Source organism: Streptomyces sp. NPDC055254, from assembly GCF_053606025.1.
Window position 1 is genome coordinate 213,265 of record NZ_JBSGQV010000006.1, and the last position, 18,202, is coordinate 231,466.

18 protein-coding genes, 2 tRNA genes and 1 pseudogene are annotated in these 18,202 nt (G+C 71.3%); 16 read left to right on the plus strand and 5 right to left on the minus strand.

Annotated features, from left to right (window positions below):
* Positions 1-669 precede the first annotated feature (669 nt).
* The 6 genes from gyrB to ACWFQ8_RS09370 all read left to right on the plus strand — a co-directional run bounded on the left by gyrB (position 670) and on the right by ACWFQ8_RS09370 (position 7,956).
* Entirely contained in the window at positions 670-2,739 is a 2,070-nt protein-coding gene (gene gyrB, locus ACWFQ8_RS09345) for a DNA topoisomerase (ATP-hydrolyzing) subunit B (protein WP_453785573.1), read from the plus strand.
* 40 nt (positions 2,740-2,779) lie between these two features.
* Positions 2,780-5,392: a DNA gyrase subunit A gene (gene gyrA / locus ACWFQ8_RS09350; protein WP_453785574.1), complete on the plus strand. Its 2,613-nt coding sequence runs from the start codon at positions 2,780-2,782 to the stop codon at positions 5,390-5,392.
* Between the two features lie 87 nt (positions 5,393-5,479).
* Positions 5,480-6,028 (plus strand): DUF3566 domain-containing protein, encoded by a 549-nt coding sequence (locus ACWFQ8_RS09355; protein WP_453785575.1) that lies wholly within the window; start codon positions 5,480-5,482, stop codon positions 6,026-6,028.
* Between the two features lie 126 nt (positions 6,029-6,154).
* Positions 6,155-6,228, plus strand: a tRNA-Ile gene (locus tag ACWFQ8_RS09360).
* A gap of 145 nt (positions 6,229-6,373) precedes the next feature.
* Complete coding sequence (locus ACWFQ8_RS09365) at positions 6,374-6,508, plus strand: DLW-39 family protein (protein WP_208809277.1); 135 nt, start codon at positions 6,374-6,376, stop codon at positions 6,506-6,508.
* A gap of 152 nt (positions 6,509-6,660) precedes the next feature.
* On the plus strand, positions 6,661-7,956 hold the full coding sequence (locus ACWFQ8_RS09370; RefSeq protein WP_453785576.1) for a hypothetical protein: 1,296 nt from the start codon (positions 6,661-6,663) through the stop codon (positions 7,954-7,956).
* On the opposite strand, the gene ACWFQ8_RS09375 is transcribed toward ACWFQ8_RS09370, so the two are convergent.
* Together ACWFQ8_RS09375 and ACWFQ8_RS09380 are read right to left on the minus strand one after the other, a co-directional pair.
* Positions 7,943-9,436: a protein kinase domain-containing protein gene (locus ACWFQ8_RS09375; protein ID WP_453785577.1), complete on the minus strand. Its 1,494-nt coding sequence runs from the start codon at positions 9,434-9,436 to the stop codon at positions 7,943-7,945. The genes ACWFQ8_RS09370 and ACWFQ8_RS09375 overlap by 14 nt on opposite strands.
* 40 nt (positions 9,437-9,476) lie before the next feature.
* Positions 9,477-10,025: a helix-turn-helix domain-containing protein gene (locus tag ACWFQ8_RS09380; RefSeq protein WP_453785578.1), complete on the minus strand. Its 549-nt coding sequence runs from the start codon at positions 10,023-10,025 to the stop codon at positions 9,477-9,479.
* A 161-nt stretch (positions 10,026-10,186) separates the two neighbouring features.
* Between ACWFQ8_RS09380 and ACWFQ8_RS09385 the strand changes: the two genes are divergently transcribed.
* A tRNA-Ala gene (locus ACWFQ8_RS09385) sits at positions 10,187-10,259 on the plus strand.
* An 86-nt stretch (positions 10,260-10,345) separates the two neighbouring features.
* Positions 10,346-10,480, plus strand: coding sequence for a hypothetical protein (locus ACWFQ8_RS09390; protein WP_453785579.1), 135 nt, complete (start codon positions 10,346-10,348; stop codon positions 10,478-10,480).
* Positions 10,481-10,663: 183 nt separating this feature from the next.
* On the opposite strand, the gene ACWFQ8_RS09395 is transcribed toward ACWFQ8_RS09390, so the two are convergent.
* Positions 10,664-11,197 carry a GNAT family N-acetyltransferase gene (locus ACWFQ8_RS09395; RefSeq protein WP_453785580.1) on the minus strand — a complete coding sequence of 178 codons (534 nt, stop codon included), beginning with the start codon at positions 11,195-11,197 and terminating at the stop codon, positions 10,664-10,666.
* Positions 11,198-11,466: 269 nt separating this feature from the next.
* Here ACWFQ8_RS09395 and ACWFQ8_RS09400 point away from each other — a divergent pair, with 269 nt between their 5' ends.
* Positions 11,467-12,045 (plus strand): LysM peptidoglycan-binding domain-containing protein, encoded by a 579-nt coding sequence (locus ACWFQ8_RS09400; RefSeq protein WP_453785581.1) that lies wholly within the window; start codon positions 11,467-11,469, stop codon positions 12,043-12,045.
* Positions 12,046-12,141: 96 nt separating this feature from the next.
* Here the strand turns inward: ACWFQ8_RS09400 and ACWFQ8_RS09405 are convergent, their stop codons facing one another.
* A complete protein-coding gene (locus tag ACWFQ8_RS09405; RefSeq protein WP_453785582.1) occupies positions 12,142-12,873 on the minus strand; it encodes a DUF5324 family protein in 732 nt (243 codons plus the stop codon).
* Positions 12,874-13,021: 148 nt separating this feature from the next.
* On the opposite strand from ACWFQ8_RS09405, the gene ACWFQ8_RS09410 reads away from it, so the two are divergent.
* Positions 13,022-13,549, plus strand: coding sequence for a peptidylprolyl isomerase (locus ACWFQ8_RS09410; protein WP_453785671.1), 528 nt, complete (start codon positions 13,022-13,024; stop codon positions 13,547-13,549).
* Between the two features lie 92 nt (positions 13,550-13,641).
* Positions 13,642-14,517 carry a rhomboid family intramembrane serine protease gene (locus ACWFQ8_RS09415; protein WP_453785583.1) on the plus strand — a complete coding sequence of 292 codons (876 nt, stop codon included), beginning with the start codon at positions 13,642-13,644 and terminating at the stop codon, positions 14,515-14,517.
* 115 nt (positions 14,518-14,632) lie between these two features.
* On the opposite strand, the gene crgA is transcribed toward ACWFQ8_RS09415, so the two are convergent.
* Positions 14,633-14,887, minus strand: coding sequence for a cell division protein CrgA (crgA, locus tag ACWFQ8_RS09420; RefSeq protein WP_453785584.1), 255 nt, complete (start codon positions 14,885-14,887; stop codon positions 14,633-14,635).
* 91 nt (positions 14,888-14,978) lie between these two features.
* On the opposite strand from crgA, the gene ACWFQ8_RS09425 reads away from it, so the two are divergent.
* The 5 genes and pseudogenes from ACWFQ8_RS09425 to ACWFQ8_RS09445 all read left to right on the plus strand — a co-directional run.
* Positions 14,979-15,752, plus strand: coding sequence for a DUF881 domain-containing protein (locus tag ACWFQ8_RS09425; RefSeq protein WP_453785585.1), 774 nt, complete (start codon positions 14,979-14,981; stop codon positions 15,750-15,752).
* Positions 15,724-16,467, plus strand: a complete 744-nt coding sequence (locus ACWFQ8_RS09430; protein ID WP_453785586.1) for a class E sortase — start codon at positions 15,724-15,726, stop codon at positions 16,465-16,467. The genes ACWFQ8_RS09425 and ACWFQ8_RS09430 overlap by 29 nt, the downstream gene beginning before the upstream one ends.
* Before the next feature lie 50 nt (positions 16,468-16,517).
* Complete coding sequence (locus ACWFQ8_RS09435) at positions 16,518-16,733, plus strand: hypothetical protein (protein WP_453785678.1); 216 nt, start codon at positions 16,518-16,520, stop codon at positions 16,731-16,733.
* Positions 16,730-17,368, plus strand: a complete 639-nt coding sequence (locus ACWFQ8_RS09440; protein WP_453785587.1) for an aminodeoxychorismate/anthranilate synthase component II — start codon at positions 16,730-16,732, stop codon at positions 17,366-17,368. Before ACWFQ8_RS09435 ends, ACWFQ8_RS09440 begins: the two co-directional genes overlap by 4 nt.
* A 140-nt stretch (positions 17,369-17,508) precedes the next feature.
* Positions 17,509-18,189: pseudogene (locus tag ACWFQ8_RS09445) on the plus strand (class E sortase); the annotation flags it as partial.
* Between the last annotated feature and the right edge of the window lie 13 nt (positions 18,190-18,202).

An 18,202-nucleotide genomic window follows, 5' to 3' on the forward strand; every position in this document is an offset into this window, starting at 1 on the left:
CCCGACCGACAACCGCCACCCCAACACCCCCCCCCCTCCGCGCGGCCCCCCCCCGGGCACCCCCCGCCCCCCCCGCCCCCGGCGCCGGGCACCGGGGCCGGGCCGACCACGGAACGACCCCCGGCCGCGAGGCGGTCCCGCTGCCCGAGGCAGGGCCTTCGCCGCGTACGCAGACGCCGGCCGCCGACCCGGGCAAGGTCGCCACGTTTTCCCGGCCGTCCGGGCCGGGGCCCGGCCCGCGAGGAGCCCGGCCCGCGCAGCCGGTGGATCGGCGGGCGGGGCGTACGGGCGGCGGCCCCGGCGGGCCCGCGCCGGTTCTCCACAGGCTGGGGACAGCGCGTCTGCTACCGGTCGGTACCCCCTCGCCCGAGTCCTGCCCCGGGTGGCGTCCCTCACGGTAGCCGGAGGTTGACAGCCCGAAGCGCTGGATGCCCGTGTGAGCCTCTTTGAGCCCCTTCCCGCATATGGGGAGTCGGAGAGAGGAGGTTCAGGGCGGCACATGCGGACTCAGGTACCGGCAAACCCCCATTCATGTCGGTGGTACCGGTAGACTGGAGCCCAATCCCGCCCAATCGCGGGATCACCTGTTGAGTACCGCTGACAAACGCTGACAACGCAGATCGACGCAGCCGCTCCCGCTCGCATGCCTGCTGGCCCGGAGTACGGCCTGTGCTGTGCCAGAAAGGGCGCTTCGTGGCCGATTCCGGCAACCCCAACGACAAGAACGAGTCCACCGCCGAGGGCGAGGCCGGTGGGGCGAACCAGTCCTCGTACACCGGCAGCAACATCCAGGTCCTGGAGGGCCTGGACGCGGTCCGCAAGCGGCCGGGCATGTACATCGGATCGACGGGTGAGCGCGGACTGCACCACCTCGTCTACGAGGTCGTCGACAACTCGGTCGACGAGGCGCTCGCCGGGCACGCGGACACCATCGACGTGACGATCCTCGCCGACGGCGGTGTCAAGGTCGTGGACAACGGCCGCGGCATCCCCGTCGACATCGTCCCGTCCGAGGGCAAGCCGGCCGTCGAGGTCGTGCTGACCGTCCTGCACGCGGGCGGCAAGTTCGGCGGCGGCGGCTACGCCGTCTCCGGCGGTCTGCACGGCGTCGGCGTCTCCGTCGTGAACGCCCTGTCGACGAAGGTCGCGGTCGAGGTCCGGCGTGACGGCTACCGCTGGACCCAGGACTACAAGCTCGGCGCCCCGACCGCCGCGTTGGCGAAGAACGAGGAGACCGGCGAGACCGGTACCTCGGTCACGTTCTGGGCCGACCCCGACATCTTCGAGACCACCGAGTACTCCTTCGAGACGCTCTCGAGGCGCTTCCAGGAGATGGCCTTCCTGAACAAGGGCCTGACCCTGTCGCTGACCGACGAGCGCGAGTCGGCGAAGGCGACCGTCGGCGCGGACGACCCGGACGCGGATGTCACCGAGCCCGCGGCGCGCACGGTGAAGTACTACTACGAGGGCGGCATCGTCGACTTCGTGAAGTACCTCAACTCGCGCAAGGGCGAGCTGATCCACCCGACCGTCATCGACGTCGAGGCCGAGGACAAGGAGCGCATGCTCTCGGTCGAGATCGCCATGCAGTGGAACTCGCAGTACACGGAGGGCGTCTACTCCTTCGCGAACACGATCCACACGCACGAGGGCGGTACGCACGAGGAGGGCTTCCGTGCGGCGCTGACCGGCCTGGTCAACCGCTACGCGCGCGAGAAGAAGCTGCTCCGCGAGAAGGACGACAACCTCGCCGGCGAGGACGTCCGCGAGGGTCTGACGGCGATCATCTCGGTCAAGCTCGGCGAGCCGCAGTTCGAGGGTCAGACGAAGACCAAGCTGGGCAACACGGAGGCCAAGACCTTCGTGCAGAAGGTCGTGCACGAGCACCTCAACGACTGGTTCGACCGGAACCCGAACGAGGCCGCGGACATCATCCGCAAGTCGATCCAGGCGGCCACGGCGCGCGTCGCGGCCCGCAAGGCCCGTGACCTGACCCGTCGCAAGGGCCTGCTGGAGAGCGCTTCGCTGCCGGGCAAGCTGTCCGACTGCCAGTCGAACGACCCGACGCAGTGCGAGATCTTCATCGTCGAGGGCGACTCGGCCGGCGGCTCGGCCAAGTCCGGCCGCAACCCGATGTACCAGGCCATCCTGCCGATCCGCGGCAAGATCCTGAACGTCGAGAAGGCCCGTATCGACAAGATCCTCCAGAACACCGAGGTGCAGGCGCTGATCTCGGCGTTCGGCACCGGGGTGCACGAGGACTTCGACATCGAGAAGCTCCGCTATCACAAGATCATCCTGATGGCGGACGCCGATGTCGACGGCCAGCACATCAACACCCTGCTGCTGACCTTCCTCTTCCGCTTCATGCGGCCGCTGGTCGAGGCCGGGCACGTGTACCTCTCCCGACCGCCGCTGTACAAGATCAAGTGGGGTCGCGACGACTTCGAGTACGCGTACTCGGACCGCGAGCGCGACGCCCTGGTCGAGCTCGGCAAGCAGAACGGCAAGCGGATCAGGGAAGACTCGATCCAGCGCTTCAAGGGTCTGGGCGAGATGAACGCCGAGGAACTGCGCATCACCACCATGGACGTCGACCACCGCGTGCTCGGCCAGGTCACCCTGGACGACGCGGCGCAGGCCGACGACCTGTTCTCGGTGCTGATGGGCGAGGACGTCGAGGCGCGGCGCTCCTTCATCCAGCGCAATGCCAAGGACGTTCGGTTCCTCGACATCTGAGTCGGCTCAGCTGACTGCCTGAAAGGACTTCTGACCAGCAATGGCCGACGAAATCACCCCCACCGCCGAGAACCCGGCGGAGGAACAGCCCGTGGTGCGCATCGAGCCCGTCGGGCTCGAGACGGAGATGCAGCGCTCCTACCTCGACTACGCGATGTCCGTCATCGTCTCGCGCGCGCTGCCGGACGTACGGGACGGCCTCAAGCCGGTCCACCGGCGCGTGCTCTACGCGATGTACGACGGCGGGTACCGGCCCGAGAAGGGCTTCTACAAGTGCGCCCGCGTCGTCGGCGACGTCATGGGCACCTACCACCCGCACGGCGACACCTCGATCTACGACGCCCTGGTCCGCCTGGCCCAGCCGTGGTCGATGCGCATGCCGCTGGTGGACAGCAACGGCAACTTCGGCTCCCCGGGCAACGACCCGGCGGCCGCGATGCGCTACACCGAGTGCAAGCTGATGCCGCTGGCCATGGAGATGCTCCGGGACATCGACGAGGAGACCGTCGACTTCCAGGACAACTACGACGGCCGCAACCAGGAGCCGACGGTCCTGCCGGCGCGCTTCCCCAACCTGCTGGTCAACGGCAGCGCCGGCATCGCCGTCGGTATGGCCACCAACATCCCGCCGCACAACCTCCGCGAGGTCGCGGCGGGCGCGCAGTGGGCGCTGGAGCACCCGGAGGCCTCCCACGAGGAGCTCCAGGACGCGCTCATCGAGCGGATCAAGGGACCGGACTTCCCCTCCGGCGCCCTGGTCGTGGGCCGCAAGGGCATCGAGGAGGCGTACCGGACCGGTCGCGGCTCCATCACGATGCGCGCGGTGGTGGAGGTCGAGGAGATCCAGAACCGCCAGTGCCTGGTGGTCACCGAGCTCCCGTACCAGACCAACCCCGACAACCTGGCGCAGAAGATCGCCGACCTGGTGAAGGACGGCAAGGTCGGCGGCATCGCCGACGTCCGCGACGAGACCTCCTCGCGGACCGGCCAGCGCCTGGTCATCGTGCTCAAGCGCGACGCGGTCGCCAAGGTCGTGCTGAACAACCTCTACAAGCACACCGACCTGCAGACGAACTTCGGCGCGAACATGCTGGCGCTGGTGGACGGCGTGCCGCGCACCCTGTCGATCGACGCGTTCATTCGCCACTGGGTGACGCACCAGATCGAGGTCATCGTCCGGCGCACGCGCTTCCGCCTGCGCAAGGCGGAGGAGCGCGCCCACATCCTGCGCGGCCTGCTCAAGGCGCTCGACGCGATCGACGAGGTCATCGCGCTGATCCGGCGCAGCAACACGGTCGAGATCGCGCGCGAGGGCCTGATGGGCCTGCTGGAGATCGACGAGATCCAGGCGAACGCGATCCTGGAGATGCAGCTGCGCCGCCTGGCGGCGCTGGAGCGGCAGAAGATCGTCGCCGAACACGACGAGCTCCAGGCGAAGATCAACGAGTACAACGCGATCCTGGCCTCCGAGGAGCGCCAGCGCTCGATCGTCAGCGAGGAACTGGCGGCGATCGTCGAGAAGTTCGGCGACGACCGGCGTTCCAAGCTGGTGCCCTTCGACGGCGACATGTCCATGGAGGACCTGATCGCCGAAGAGGACATCGTCGTCACGATCACGCACGGCGGGTACGTCAAGCGCACCAAGACCGAGGACTACCGCTCGCAGAAGCGCGGCGGCAAGGGCGTGCGCGGCACGAAGCTGAAGCAGGACGACCTGGTCGACCACTTCTTCGTGTCCACCACGCACCACTGGCTGCTGTTCTTCACCAACAAGGGCCGCGTCTACCGGTCCAAGGCGTACGAGCTCCCGGACGCGGGCCGCGACGCCCGCGGGCAGCACGTGGCGAACCTGCTGGCCTTCCAGCCGGACGAGAAGATCGCCCAGATCCTCGCGATCCGCGACTACGAGGCGGCGCCCTACCTGATCCTGGCCACCAAGGGCGGCCTGGTGAAGAAGACGGCGCTCAAGGACTACGACTCGCCCCGATCGGGTGGTGTCATCGCCATCAACCTGCGGGAGACCGGGGACGGCGGCGACGACGAGCTGATCGGCGCCGAGCTGGTGTCCGCCGCGGACGACCTGCTGCTGATCAGCAAGAAGGCGCAGTCGATCCGCTTCACGGCGACCGACGACGCGCTGCGTCCGATGGGCCGGGCGACCTCGGGCGTGAAGGGCATGAGTTTCCGCGAGGGCGACGAACTGCTCTCCATGAGCGTGGTCCGGCCGGGTACGTTCGTCTTCACCGCGACCGACGGCGGCTACGCCAAGCGGACGCCGGTGGACGAGTACCGCGTCCAGGGCCGCGGTGGTCTGGGCATCAAGGCAGCCAAGATCGTGGAGGACCGCGGGTCCCTCGTCGGGGCGCTCGTGGTGGACGAAACGGACGAGATTCTCGCCATCACCCTCGGCGGTGGTGTGATTCGTACGCGCGTCAACGAAGTCAGGGAGACCGGCCGTGACACCATGGGCGTCCAGCTGATCAACCTGGGCAAGCGGGATGCCGTGGTGGGCATCGCCCGCAACGCCGAGGCCGGTCAGGAAGCTGACGAGGTCGACGAGATCGAGACAGAGATCGGGACCGAGGCAGCCGACGCACCGGCCGCCGAGGCCGCCGGGGGCACGCAGCCCTCGGCCGGGGAGCACGAGGAGTAAGTCGTGAGTGGAGCCACGGGCGCCGGACCGGCCATGACTGGAGAGAACGGTGCCCGTGGCCCTGCCGCGGACTCCCAAGGGGGAACCGTGACGGACACCCGAGGACCGCAGCCGCAGGCCGGCGCGGGACCGGACCACGGCCTGGCGGCACCGCCGTACCAGCCGCCGCAGGCCTACTCGGCGCCCTCGGGCCCGGGAGCGCCGCGCGGCGGCGTGGGCGGGGCGGCGCAGCGCAAGCCGCGTACGGGGGCCCGTACGGCCCCCAGGACCCGCAAGGCGCGGCTGCGGGTGACGAAGGCCGACCCGTGGTCGGTGATGAAGGTCAGCTTCCTGCTGTCGATCGCGCTCGGCATCTGCACGATCGTGGCGGCGGTGGTGCTGTGGATGGTCATGGACGCCATGGGTGTCTTCTCGACCGTCGGCGGCACGATCAGCGAGGCGACCGGCTCGAACGAGAGCAACGGCTTCGACCTCCAGTCGTTCCTGTCGCTGCCGCGCGTGATCGTCTTCACGTCGGTGATCGCGGTCATCGACGTGGTGCTGGCGACGGCCCTCGCCACGCTGGGCGCCTTCATCTACAACCTGTCGGCGGGCTTCGTCGGCGGTGTGGAGCTCACGCTCGCCGAGGACGAGTGAGCTCCGGAGACCTCCGCACGGGGTGCCGATGACGCGCGGATGACCTGCGCAGACGGCTCCGGACAACGGATTTTGGACTGACCGCGTCTGTGCGCTAATCTTCTGGAGTCAGCGCGCAGCGCGGATGGGGCTATAGCTCAGTTGGTTAGAGCGCATCCCTGATAAGGATGAGGCCACAGGTTCAAATCCTGTTAGCCCCACAGTGTCGAAGACCCCCAGGCCCGAGGCCTGGGGGTCTTCTTCGTTGGGCCGTCCGAGGGGTCGGCAGGTCACCGATCGGTATCGGTCGGTGTGTATTGTTGGCGGCCATAAGTCCCCAACGTCAACGAAAGACGAGGTCGCGCGGTGAAGAAGCTGCTCCTGGTCGCACTGGCCGCCATCGGCGGGCTCCTCGTGTACCGCCAGATCCAGGCGGACCGCGCCGAGCAGGACCTGTGGACGGAGGCAACTGACTCCGTGCCCTCTGGTTCCGGTGTGTGAGACCGAAAGCTGATCGCTCGAAGCCCCGACTGCCGCTGCGGCCGGGGCTTTGTGCTGTTCTGTGGTGAAAAGTTACGTTATGAAAAGATTTGGCTTGCGCTAGCAAACTCGGGGTGGGCGTGATGGGTCGGGTACGGCGGAACGTGCGGGCGGTGGCCGGGACCGGAGCGGCGGCCGTGCTCCTGGCGGCGCTCCCTCCGGGGGCCGCGGGGGCCGCGCCCGTGGCGCCGGAGCCGGTGCCCGCGTACCGGGCGGCGGACGGCGCGAAGAAGGTCGAGGGCAAACCCTCCACGGCCGACGCCCCGCAGCTGGCGGTCGGGAACCTCTACGCGGACACGATCTCTCCCGGGGACCGCCTCTACCGGCTGGTGCTGGAGAAGGACGGCTCGAACGTCTACGTCTCCGCCGTGGCCCGGCCCGCCGCGGGTGCCGAGGTGAGCTACAGCGACGGCATCGCGGTCCAGGTCATGACCACGGAGGGGCGGGCCTGCCCCGGCAACCCGGGGCGGGCGGACTTCGGCTACGACCCGGTGCCGATCAGCGCCGTCGGCATCCGCTGGGGCGCCGAGGACGCGGTCTGCGCCCCGGCCGGCGTGTACTACGTGAAGGTCACCCGCACCTCGGCCAAGGGCTCCGACCAGAGCCCCTGGCCGCTCGAACTCCGCGTCCAGCGCGAGCCGGCGCGGGGCCCCGGGGGACCCACGAGCGCGCCCGACCCCCGGCCCTCCGCCGCCCCGGTGCTTCCGGGCACGGAGCCCGCGGCCCGCGCGGGCGGCACCGGCTTCAACGACGCCCGCGCCCTGGGCGCCGGGGTGTTCCGCGACGACCTGCGGCCGGGGCAGACCCGTTTCTACCGGGTCCCGCTGGACTGGGGGCAGCAGCTCGGCGTCGGCGCCGAACTCGCCGGGGCGAGGATGACGAAGGAGTCCGGCTCGGCCCCGGGCGGGCTCAGCGTCTCGCTCTACAACCCCTACCGCCAGCTGGTCACCTCCAAGGACGCCTCGTACGACGGCGAGCAGGCCGGGGTGACCCTGGGGAGGACCGCGCCCGTCGCCTACGAGAACCGCTACGCCAGCGAGCGCACCGTCCACTCGGTGGCGCTCGCCGGCTGGTACTACCTCGCCGTCACGATGGGCGGGAAGGTCGGCGAGTTCACCGAGGACGCGCAGCCCGTGCCACTGACCCTGCGGATGGACGTGGCAGGCCGGGGCGCCGCGGGGCCCGCGTACCAGGAGGGCCTGGCCGCGAGCGGGTTCGGGGTCGGCGGGGCGGACCGGGCCGCCGCCGAGGAGGGGCTGACCGCCCCGGAGGCCGCCGACGCCGCGGCGAACCGGTCGGCGATGCGCGTGGTCGCCGCCGCGGGCTTCGGTACCGGGACGTTGCTGCTGGCCGGGCTCGGCGGCTGGATCCTGCTGGCCCGCCGGGGCCGTTCCGTCACATCCGGGTGAGGGCCCAGACGCCGACCGCGAAGCAGAGCAGTGCCGCGAGGACGACCGCGGCCCGCACCCGGGCCGTGGGCGGGGCGACGGCGGCGGGGCGCGGCGCCGGGGCGGCGAGGTCCGCGGGAGCCGGCGGACGCCACCCGTACGGCGTCGGGGGCGGGAGGTGGAAACTGCCCGTCTCCGAGGGTCCGTACGAGGGCCCGGAGGCGGGCCCGTACGGGGGTCCCGGTGCGGGCCCGGGTGCGGGCCCGGGCCCCGGGGCGGGTCCGTACGCGGACCCCTGGGTCGGGACGGCCGGGCGCGGCGGGTGGCCGCCCGGGCCGCCCGCCACGCCCCGCGCGCCCTGGGCCTGCGGCGGGCGCTGTGCCCCAGGCGCACCTGGTGCCCCGGGTGCGCCCTGTGCGCCCGTCAGGGCCGCTGCCGGGGTGCCTGCGGGGTGTCCCGGAGGGGTGGGCGCGGCCGGGCCGCCGGAGAGGGCGCCGCGCGGGTCGGTGCGGGTGGGCTCCGCCGCCGTCGCCGCCGGTCCGCCGAGGGGGTACGAGGGGGCCGTGGGCGGCCCGGCGACGGCCGGGCCCGGGCGGCTCGGGGCCGATTCTTCCCGGTGTCGGCCCAGCGGGCCCTGAGGTCCGAAACCGGCCGGGAGCGGACCGAGTTGGTCGAAGACCTCCACCAGGTCCCGGTCGCCGGCGGCCGCCAGGAGCTCCACGGCCTGGGACAGGGCCTTGCGGGCCCCCGTGGCCGTCTTGAACCGGCTGTGGGGGTCCGGCTGCAGCAGACCGGAGACGACGTCCCAGATCGGCGCCGGGACGCCTTCCGGGGCGCCGGGGGTGCCCTGGGCGGTGAACTGCTCCACCAGGGCCCGGGAATCGGGCTTGCGGCCCTGCAGGAGGTACAGCGCGACCAGTCCGACGGCGAACAGGTCGGCCGAGAAGTCCGGCTCGGCGCCCAGCAGTTGCTCGGGGGCGAAATATCCGGGCGTGCCCACGACGTAGTCGGTCTCGGTCAGCCGGGGCTCGCCCTTGCGCATGGAGATGCCGAAGTCGGACAGCCGCAGGTGCGGCCGCCCGGTTCCGGTGGCCTCCATCAGGATGTTGGCCGGCTTGATGTCGCGGTGGACGACGCCCTCCGCGTGCACCGCCGCGAGCCCCGACAGGAGCTGGTCGAGCAGCGTGCACACGAAACGGGGCGGGAGGGGGCCGTAGTCCCCGATCACGTGCCCCAGGGAGCCCCCGGCGACCAGGTCCATGGTGAACAGGACCTTGTCGTCGTCGGCTGCCCAGCTGGCGGGGGCCAGTACGTGCGGGTGGTCGATCCGCAGGGCCTGCTCCCGCACGAACCGCAGGAGGGTGTGCGCGTCGCTCTGCAGCAGGACCTTCGCGGCGACGTACCGGCGGCGGCGATGGTCCCAGGCCCGCCACACGGCGCCCGCCCCGCCGCGCCCGATCGGATCGATCAACTCGTACCGGCCGGCGAAGATCTTACCCATCGCTGCGCCCGTCCCCCGTCCCCCGTCGCCGTGCGTGCGGTCAGTTCTGGTGCGCCTCGTAGTGGGCGACCGCGTCGGCGGTGCGTCCCGCGCCGTACACCCGGAGGAACTCTGCCAGTTCCGGATGGCTGGGGGCCAGCGAGGCCGCCGCGTCGATGATGTCCCCGGCCGCGGAGACCGACCGCAGGAGCGACTGGATCTCGCGGACGACCCGCTTGACCGTGGGCGCGCCCGAGCTGGTGGGGGTCTGGCCGCTGTTGCTGAGGACGGAGCCCCCCTGGGTCTTCTTGATCTCGTCCATCCGGTCGGTCGCCTCCACCGCGCTGACGCTCCCGTCGGCCACCTGGCCGGCGAGATCCTGGAGGGCCTGGACGCGCTGCACCACGGCCGGGTTGCCGATCTTGGCGCGCTGGCCGCTCATCAGCTGGGAGAGCATGGGCGCCGACAGTCCGAGGACGGCAGCGAGGCGGGCCTGGTTCAAGCCGAGGTCATCTATGAGCCGGCGGAAGAGCGCTCCCAGGGGCTCCCCGTACCAACTCCGTTGCAGCTCTCTGGCTCTGGCCGTGGCCTCTTGCTGTACTGCGTCCACTCTTCGTACTCCCCTTCGCTGGTGCGAACCTCGCGAGCATCTTACGGAGCGTGGTCGCGGGGCGGGAGTCCCTATCATTTTGCGGGAAGAGGGGGTACACCCGGTACTCTGTTCTGCGGAACGACCCCTCCTCGTACGAGGGACGGGTGCGTCCGTATTCCGGGGCCTTAGCTCAGTTGGTAGAGCGCTGCCTTTGCAAGGCAGATGTCAGGAGTTCGAATCTCCTAGGCTCCACTCCTGGAAGGCCCCCTTGACCTGCGAAAACGCAGTTCAAGGGGGCTTTTTGCCTCGCCAGACGGCGGGCGGACACCTCGTCCTTCGTGCCCATCTCCAGCCGGCGCGGGATGGAGCGGCGCAGCTCGCCCTTGGGCGAGTTCCTCGCCGCCGGGATCGGCGAGGTGACGGCGTCGCCGAAGGGGCGGGCGGACTCCCAGACGCTCTCCCGGGAGCGGTAGAGGTAGCTCACCATCGACGGGTCGCGCACGACGAGCGCGCCCTGGCCGGGCGGCTGCTCGGCCTCGGAGATGACCGCAGGGTCAGGCAGCCCTGGGCGGCGAAGTCCGAGTTGTCGCGCGGGACGGCGTGCAGGAGGCGCCGCCCGGTGACCAGCCAGGTGAAGTGGCGAGGGCGGGTATCCGTCACCGGGGCTGGAGATCGATCCAGTAGCGCCGCTTGGGACCGATCAAGGTCTCCCGGACGTCCTCCAGGACCCCGCCGTTGTGCTCGATCGTGCGCACCGAAGGTTCGTTGTCGGGGTCGCAGGTCAGCAGGACCCGGTCCATTCCCCGGATCCGCGCCTCGTGGAGCACCTCGCGCAGCGCCCAGGTGGCCAGGCCGCGCCGGCGGGCCGAGGGGCGGATGCTGTAGCCGATGTGGCCTCCCGCGTCGAGGAGGAAGGCGTTCAGGTAGTGGCGCAGGTCGATGGAGCCGAGGTAGGTGTCGCCTTCGGCGATCCACCAGTAGGTGGCGGGGACCCGGCCCGGCTCGACCGGGGCCGTGCGGTCCGAGCACCGGCGCAGCCACTGCACCCAGGCTTCGAAGCCCTCCGGGTCCTCCACGTCGTCCTGGGCGCCGAGCCCACTCCCGTCCATGTGGGCGTCCTCGCCCCACTCCGCGCGCGCGGCGGTCCAGGAGGGGTACAACCGGGCGGTGGGGGTGATGAGCTCGGGCATGTTCCGGACGCTACCAGGAGGCCCGCTCCTGTCCGCGGGGCGATGTTTCACGTGAAACATCGCCCCGCGGGAGCGTCACGGCCACCGCGACGTCGGTCAGCAGCCGTGCGGCGCCGATCGCGAGGGCCAGGGGGTACCGGCAGTGACGGCGCCCTCCCGCGCCTGGGTCCCTCGGACGGCCCCGTCACAGGGCCGTCGCAAGCACCGTGTCCGACAGTGGGACGAGGGGCACCGAGCCCGGCGGCACCACACGGCGGAGGCGTACAGACATGGGACTCTTCGACTTCCTGAAGTCCGACAAGAAGAAGGCGCACGAGGACGCCGACAAGGCGCGGGAGCAGAATCAGCAGCAGGCGACGGCCGGATCGGCAGCCGCCACGAGCACCGCGTCCGACGCCGCGTCGGCCACCAGGGCCGCCGCCGAGCGGATGGCGGCCGCCGCGCCGCCCAAGCCGGCCCCCGCCGCCCCGGCCCCGACGTCGGCCGCGCACAAGGCCGTTCCCGCCACCCCGACCCCGACGTCGGCCGCGCACAAGGCCGTTCCCGCCACTCCCAGGCCAGCCGCCGTGCCACCGAAGCCGGCGGCGGCCTCCACGCGGCCCGGCGCGCCCCACACCCCGACCCCGATGTCGGCCGCGCACAAGGCCGTTCCGGCGGCCCCCGAGCCGGCCGCCACCGCCAAGAAGCGCACGTACACGGTCCAAACCGGGGACTCGCTCTCCGCGATCGCCCGCCGGGAGCTCGGCAACGAGGGCCGCTGGCGCGAGCTCTACGCCATGAATCAGGGGGTCATCGGCCCCAACCCCGACCTCATCCGCCCCGGCACGGTCCTCCACCTCCCCGGCTGACGTGCCCGCGCCCGGCCGACCCGGCGCGCGCCGCCACGCCGAAGGGGCCCGGATCCTGGTGGATCCGGGCCCCTTCGAACGCTGCGGACGGACGGGTCAGAGCTGCTTGTCCTGCGGGCTCGGACCCGAGCCCGAGTCCGCCTCGCGCTCCTTCTCCGCCAGTTCGTCGTCGAAGCTGGTCGTGCCGGTGTCGCGCGCCGGGACCTCCGTGGCCGCCGGCGGCTCGACGAGCCAGTCCGGATTCGACTGCTGGTCCCACCACTTCCACGCCGCGAACGCCGCGCCCGCGAGTACGCCGGCGATCGCGACCCCGCGCAGGGCCCGCCCGCGGCGCGCCCGCCGCTCGTGGCGCCGCACCAGCCGGCGCACCTCCTGGGCCGTCACCTGTCCGCGCAGGGCGGCCAGCGCCGCGGTCGAGCGGGACGCGGCCTCCTCGGCGGCCGGAGTGGCCGCCACGATGACGCTCTCGATCTTCGGCTGCGTGTAGTCGGCCGCCTGCCGGGCGGCCCGGCGCGTCTGCTCGACGGCCCTCGCCGCCGCCCGGTCCACGTTCGGCGGCACGTGTGCGCGCGCCGACTTGAGCATGGGTTGCAGATGGCAGTCGTACGTCACGCGGGCTTGTCGGGCGGCCTCGTTGGCCGCGTGCGACACCATGGGCGCCAGCCGCTCATTCGCCTCATGCGCGTAGTGCACCGCGGCATCCTTGGCGGATTCTGCGTACGGCGCCACCACTTCCGCCGCGTATCGGACACTCTCCCTGGCGCTCTCGGCGGCCAGGCGTGCGCTGTCCTTGCGGGTCACGGGATCCTCCTCCTCGGTGGCGGACACAGTTCACCTTTCCACCCTTTGTCGGATCATGCCTGCCGCACCGCCGGGGAGCATGCGTGACAAGGCATACGGGTGGCGGATTTTCAGTGGCGGGCTGCGCTCCGTGCGACTATCTGGACCGACAGTGATGACTATGGAAGGCAGACCCGTGGCCGAGAAGCTCTACGCCACCCTGAAGACCAGCAAGGGCGACATCGAGATCGAGCTGCTGGCGAACTTCGCCCCGAAGACCGTACGCAACTTCGTGGAACTGGCCACGGGCGCCCGCGAGTGGACGCGTCCCACCGACGGGCAGAAGACCACGGATCCCCTGTACGACGGCACCGTCTTCCACCGCGTGATCAGCGGCTTCATGATCCAGGGCGGCGACCCGCTCGGGAACGGCACCGGCGGCCCGGGCTACCAGTTCGCCGACGAGTTCCACCCCGACCTCGCCTTCACCAAGCCCTACCTGCTCGCCATGGCCAATGCCGGGCCGGGCACCAACGGCTCGCAGTTCTTCATCACCGTCGCCCCCACCGCCTGGCTGACGCGCAAGCACACCATCTTCGGCGAGGTCACCGACCCGGCCAGCCGGAAGGTCGTGGACCACATCGCCGGAGCCCCCACCAACCCGCGCACCGAGCGCCCCCTGGACGACGTGATCATCCAGTCGGTCGTCGTCGAGAAGCGCTGACCCGGGAACCTTTCCGCCCCGCCCGTCCGTCCTGGATACATACCGGATCGGCGGGGCGCGCATCCCGGCCCCGCCGCTGATCGAGGGGACCGATGGACACCGACCGCCTGCCGGGCTGCTACCGCCACCCGGACCGCGACACGGGGATCAGCTGCACCCGTTGCGAGCGTCCCATCTGCCCCGAGTGCATGATCAGCGCCTCGGTCGGCTTCCAGTGCCCCGAATGCGTCCGCGAGGGCTCCGGCACGGGCCACCGCCCGGGCGCGAACGCCCCGCGCACCGTCGCGGGCGGGGTGGTGGCCGCCGATCCCCACCGCGTCACCAAGATCCTCATCGGCATCAACGCGGCCGTGTTCCTCCTGGCGCAGGTCGTGCCCTCGATCGTCGTCCCGATGGAGCTGCTCGGCCGGTACGTCCTGTCCTTCGGCGGCCCCGCGGAGGGGGTCTCCACCGGCGAGTACCACCGCCTGCTGACCTCGGTCTTCCTGCACGTCGAGTGGTGGCACGTGATCGGCAACATGATCGGCCTGTGGGTGATCGGCGGTCCGCTCGAAGCAGCGCTGGGCCGGGCCCGCTACCTCGCCGTCTACCTGCTGTCCGGCCTCGGCGGCAGCGCCCTCGTCTACCTGCTGACCGCGCCCAACACCCCGACCCTGGGGGCGTCCGGAGCCGTCTTCGGCCTGCTCGGCGCGACCGTCGTACTCGCGCGCCGGCTGCGGTACGAGATGCGGCCGGTGATCGTGATGGTCGTGCTGATGCTGTTCCTGACCTTCGTACCGATCGGCGGCGGCCTCCACGTGTCCTGGCAGGCCCACGTGGGCGGCCTGGTCACGGGCGCGCTGGTGGCCCTGGGCATGCTCGCGCCCGCCACCGGCCGCAAGCGCGCACTGGTCCAGTGGGGGACCTGTGCGGGGGTGTTCCTGCTGGCGGGGGCGGTCGTCCTGGCCCGTACGGCCGCACTCACCTGATCACACCGGCGTCAACTCTCCACAGAGTTATCCACAGATCTTCTGTCTTTTCCTCAGGTGTGGATGACGCTGTGGATAACTCATGGGGAGAGCTTCCGTCAGCGGCGGATCAGTGCTACTTCCACTGCGTGGAAACACCGAATCCGGCGGCGATGAATCCAAAACCGACCACGATGTTCCAATTGCCCAGTGCCTCGACCGGCAGCTGGGTCTCGGTCACGTAGAAGACGACGATCCACGCGAGTCCGATGAGGAAGAGCGCCAGCATCACCGGGGCGACCCAGCTGCGGTTCGTCAGCCTGATCGCCTGGGGCTGCCTCGTCGGCGGCGGCGTGTAGTCGTCCTTCTTGCGGATACGTGACTTCGGCACGAGGGGCTCTCCTGTCGATGGGCTGGGGACCTTGCCTGCCCCGGGCGTCCGTTAGCGTAGTGGACCTGTGGCGTTGAAGGAGAAGGGTACGTTGAGCAATTCCGACGACTCCTCCGCGGGTCCCCGTCGCCGGGCCAGACCGGTCCGGCTGCTCACGGCCGCCGTGTTCGCCCTGGCCGGGCTGATCTTCGTCACGAGCTTCAACACCTCCAAGGGTACGAACATCCGGACGGACGCCTCGCTCCTCAAGCTGTCCGACCTGATCGAGGAGCGCGGCCACGACAACGCGGCGCTGGAGCAGAGCACCGGAGCGCTGCGCGGCCGGGTCGACGCCCTCGCCGAGCGCGACGACGGCAGGACCAAGGCCGAGGACGCCCGCATGGCCGCGCTGCGGACGGCCTCCGGCACCGAAGAGCTGTCCGGGAAGGGCCTGACGGTCACCCTCGACGACGCCCCGCCGAACGCCACCGCCCGCATCCCCCACGTGCCCGAGCCGCAGCCCAACGACCTGGTGATCCACCAGCAGGACCTCCAGGCCGTCGTGAACGCCCTCTGGCAGGGCGGCGCCGAGGGCATCCAGGTCATGGACCAGCGGCTGATCTCCACGAGCGCCGTGCGCTGCGTCGGCAACACCCTGATCCTCCAGGGCCGGGTGTACTCGCCCCCGTACAAGGTCTCGGCGGTCGGTGACCCGGGCGCGCTGCGCAAGGCCCTCGCCGCCTCCCCGGCGCTGCAGAACTACCAGCTGTACGTGAACGCGTACGGCCTCGGCTGGAAAGTGGACGAGCACAGGGCGCTGACACTTCCCGGCTACTCCGGCACAGTGGACCTCCACTATGCGAAGCCGGTGGAACCGACCCCCTGAACGGGCCCGCGCCGACGCCGTGCTGCGCCTGGTGGTGCGGACGTTCAGCGAGGCGTGCCTGACGGCGGGCACGGTGATCGTGCTCTTCGTCGCCTACGTCCTGCTGTGGACCGGGGTCAAGGCCGATCGCGCCATGGACGACGAGCGGGCCCGGCTGCGCGGCAGCTGGTCGGCGGCGGCCCCGGAGGCGGCGCCGGCGGCCGCCCCGGCCCCGGTCCCCGGCCCCGAGACCCCCGAGAGCTACCCCGAGGGCCGGGCCTTCGCCGAGATGTACGTGCCGCGCTTCGGCCGGGACTGGGTCAAGCCCGTCCTGGAGGGCACCGGCACCGAGCTGTTGAAGAAGGGCCTCGGCCACTACCCCGGCACCGCCCGCCTCGGCGCCACCGGCAACTTCTCGGTGGCGGGCCACCGGCGCACGTACGGGGACCCCTTCAAGGACTTCCCCGAGCTGCGCCCGGGGGACGCCGTGATCCTCAAGGACGCGACGACCTGGTACACCTACACCGTCCGGGGCGGGCCCCTGCGCACCCTGCCCACCGATGTCGCGGTCGTCGACCCGGTACCGCGGAAGTCGCCCTTCTCCGCCCCCGGCCGGTACCTGACGCTGACCACCTGCGAGCCGGAATGGGGCCACAGCCACCGGCTGGTCGTCTGGGCGGAGCTCACCGCGACCCGGATCGTGGGGCAGGGCAGGCCGGAGGGTTTGTCCGGGTGACCCTCCCCGCCGGGCCGGTGCCTCTAGTCTGTTGACGTACCGCTCCCGCGGTGCGTGGGACGATCGTGGACGAAGGGGAGCAAGGCGGCATGTACGGCTGGATCTGGCGGCACCTGCCGGGCAACGCGTGGGTGCGCGCGCTGATCTCGCTCGTACTCGCCCTCGCGGTGGTGTTCGTGCTGTTCCAGTACGTCTTCCCGTGGGCCGAGCCGCTCCTCCCGTTCAACGATGTGACGGTGGACGAGGGATCGGGAGCCACTCCGTGAGCGCGCGCATTCTGGTTGTGGACAACTACGACAGCTTTGTCTTCAACCTGGTCCAGTACCTCTACCAGCTCGGCGCCGCGTGCGAGGTGCTGCGCAACGACGAGGTCGAGCTCTCGCACGCGCAGGACGGCTTCGACGGCGTGCTGCTGTCCCCGGGCCCGGGGACGCCGGAGGAGGCGGGCGTCTGCGTCGACATGGTCCGGCACTGCGCGCGGACCGCGGTCCCGGTCTTCGGCGTGTGCCTCGGCATGCAGTCGATGGCCGTGGCGTACGGAGGGGTCGTGGGCCGGGCGCCCGAGCTCCTGCACGGCAAGACCTCACCCGTCGTCCACGGGGGCCTCGGGGTGTTCGAGGGCCTGCCCTCGCCGTTCACCGCCACCCGCTACCACTCCCTGGCCGCCGAGCCCCTGACCCTGCCGGACGCGCTGGAGGTCACCGCGCGGACCGAGGACGGGATCATCATGGGCCTGCGCCACCGGGAGCACGACGTGGAGGGCGTGCAGTTCCACCCCGAGTCCGTGCTGACCGAGTGGGGCCACCGGATGCTCGCGAACTGGCTGGTGCGCTGCGGTGACGCCGGCGCCGTGGAGCGCTCGGTGGGACTGGCCCCGGTGGTGGGCAAGGCCGTCGCGTGACCGCGGTCGCGCCGTCCGCGCCCACGGGGGGCCGGGCCGCGCGGCGCAGGGCGGCGCAGGAGGCCGCCAAGCGGGCCGCCCGACAGTCGCGCAGGCGCGGCGGGCGGCGACGCAGGCGGCCGGCGTCGGGCGGGCCGGTGGTCGTCGCGAGCCGGCTGGCCGGCGAGCTGTTCATCACCCTGGGCCTGGTGATGCTGCTGTTCGTCGCCTACCAGCTCTGGTACACGAACCTGCTGGCGGAGCGCACGGCGAGCGGGGCCGCGGGCTCCCTGCGCCAGACGTGGGAGCGGCAGCCCGACGGCGCGGTCCCGGCGCCCGAGGTGACCGCCTTCGAACCGGGGCAGGGATTCGCGATCCTCCACATCCCCAAGCTGGACGTGAAGGTGCCGGTGGCGGAGGGGATCAGCAAGCCCAAGGTGCTGGACCGCGGGCTGGTCGGGCACTACTCCGAGGGCGCGCTGAAGACGGCGATGCCGGCGGACCCGAAGGGCAACTTCGCGGTGGCGGGTCACCGCAACACGCACGGGGAGCCGTTCCGCTTCATCAACCGGCTGGTGCCCGGGGACCCCGTCGTGGTCGAGACGAGGGACGCGTACTACACGTACGAGACGACCTCGTCGCTGGCGCAGACCCCGCCGACGAACGTCGCGGTGCTGCGGCCGGTGCCGGAGGGCTCGGGCTTCACATCCGAGGGCCGGTACATCACCCTGACCACCTGCACCCCGGAGTTCACCAGCACCTACCGGATGATCGTATGGGGCAGGATGACCGACGAACGCCCCCGCAGCCAGGGCCCGCCGCCCGCGCTGACCAGCCCGTAGCAGCCACGAAGGA

Excerpts from the sequence above, each read along its gene's own strand:
- gyrA (WP_453785574.1), top strand. The coding sequence starts at position 2,780 with ATGGCCGACGAAATCACCCCCACCGCCGAGAACCCGGCGGAGGAACAG.
- ACWFQ8_RS09400 (WP_453785581.1), top strand. The coding sequence starts at position 11,467 with ATGGGACTCTTCGACTTCCTGAAGTCCGACAAGAAGAAGGCGCACGAG.
- ACWFQ8_RS09375 (WP_453785577.1), bottom strand. The coding sequence starts at position 9,436 with ATGGGTAAGATCTTCGCCGGCCGGTACGAGTTGATCGATCCGATCGGG.
- ACWFQ8_RS09415 (WP_453785583.1), top strand. The coding sequence starts at position 13,642 with ATGGACACCGACCGCCTGCCGGGCTGCTACCGCCACCCGGACCGCGAC.
- ACWFQ8_RS09395 (WP_453785580.1), bottom strand. The coding sequence starts at position 11,197 with ATGCCCGAGCTCATCACCCCCACCGCCCGGTTGTACCCCTCCTGGACC.
- ACWFQ8_RS09430 (WP_453785586.1), top strand. The coding sequence starts at position 15,724 with ATGCGAAGCCGGTGGAACCGACCCCCTGAACGGGCCCGCGCCGACGCC.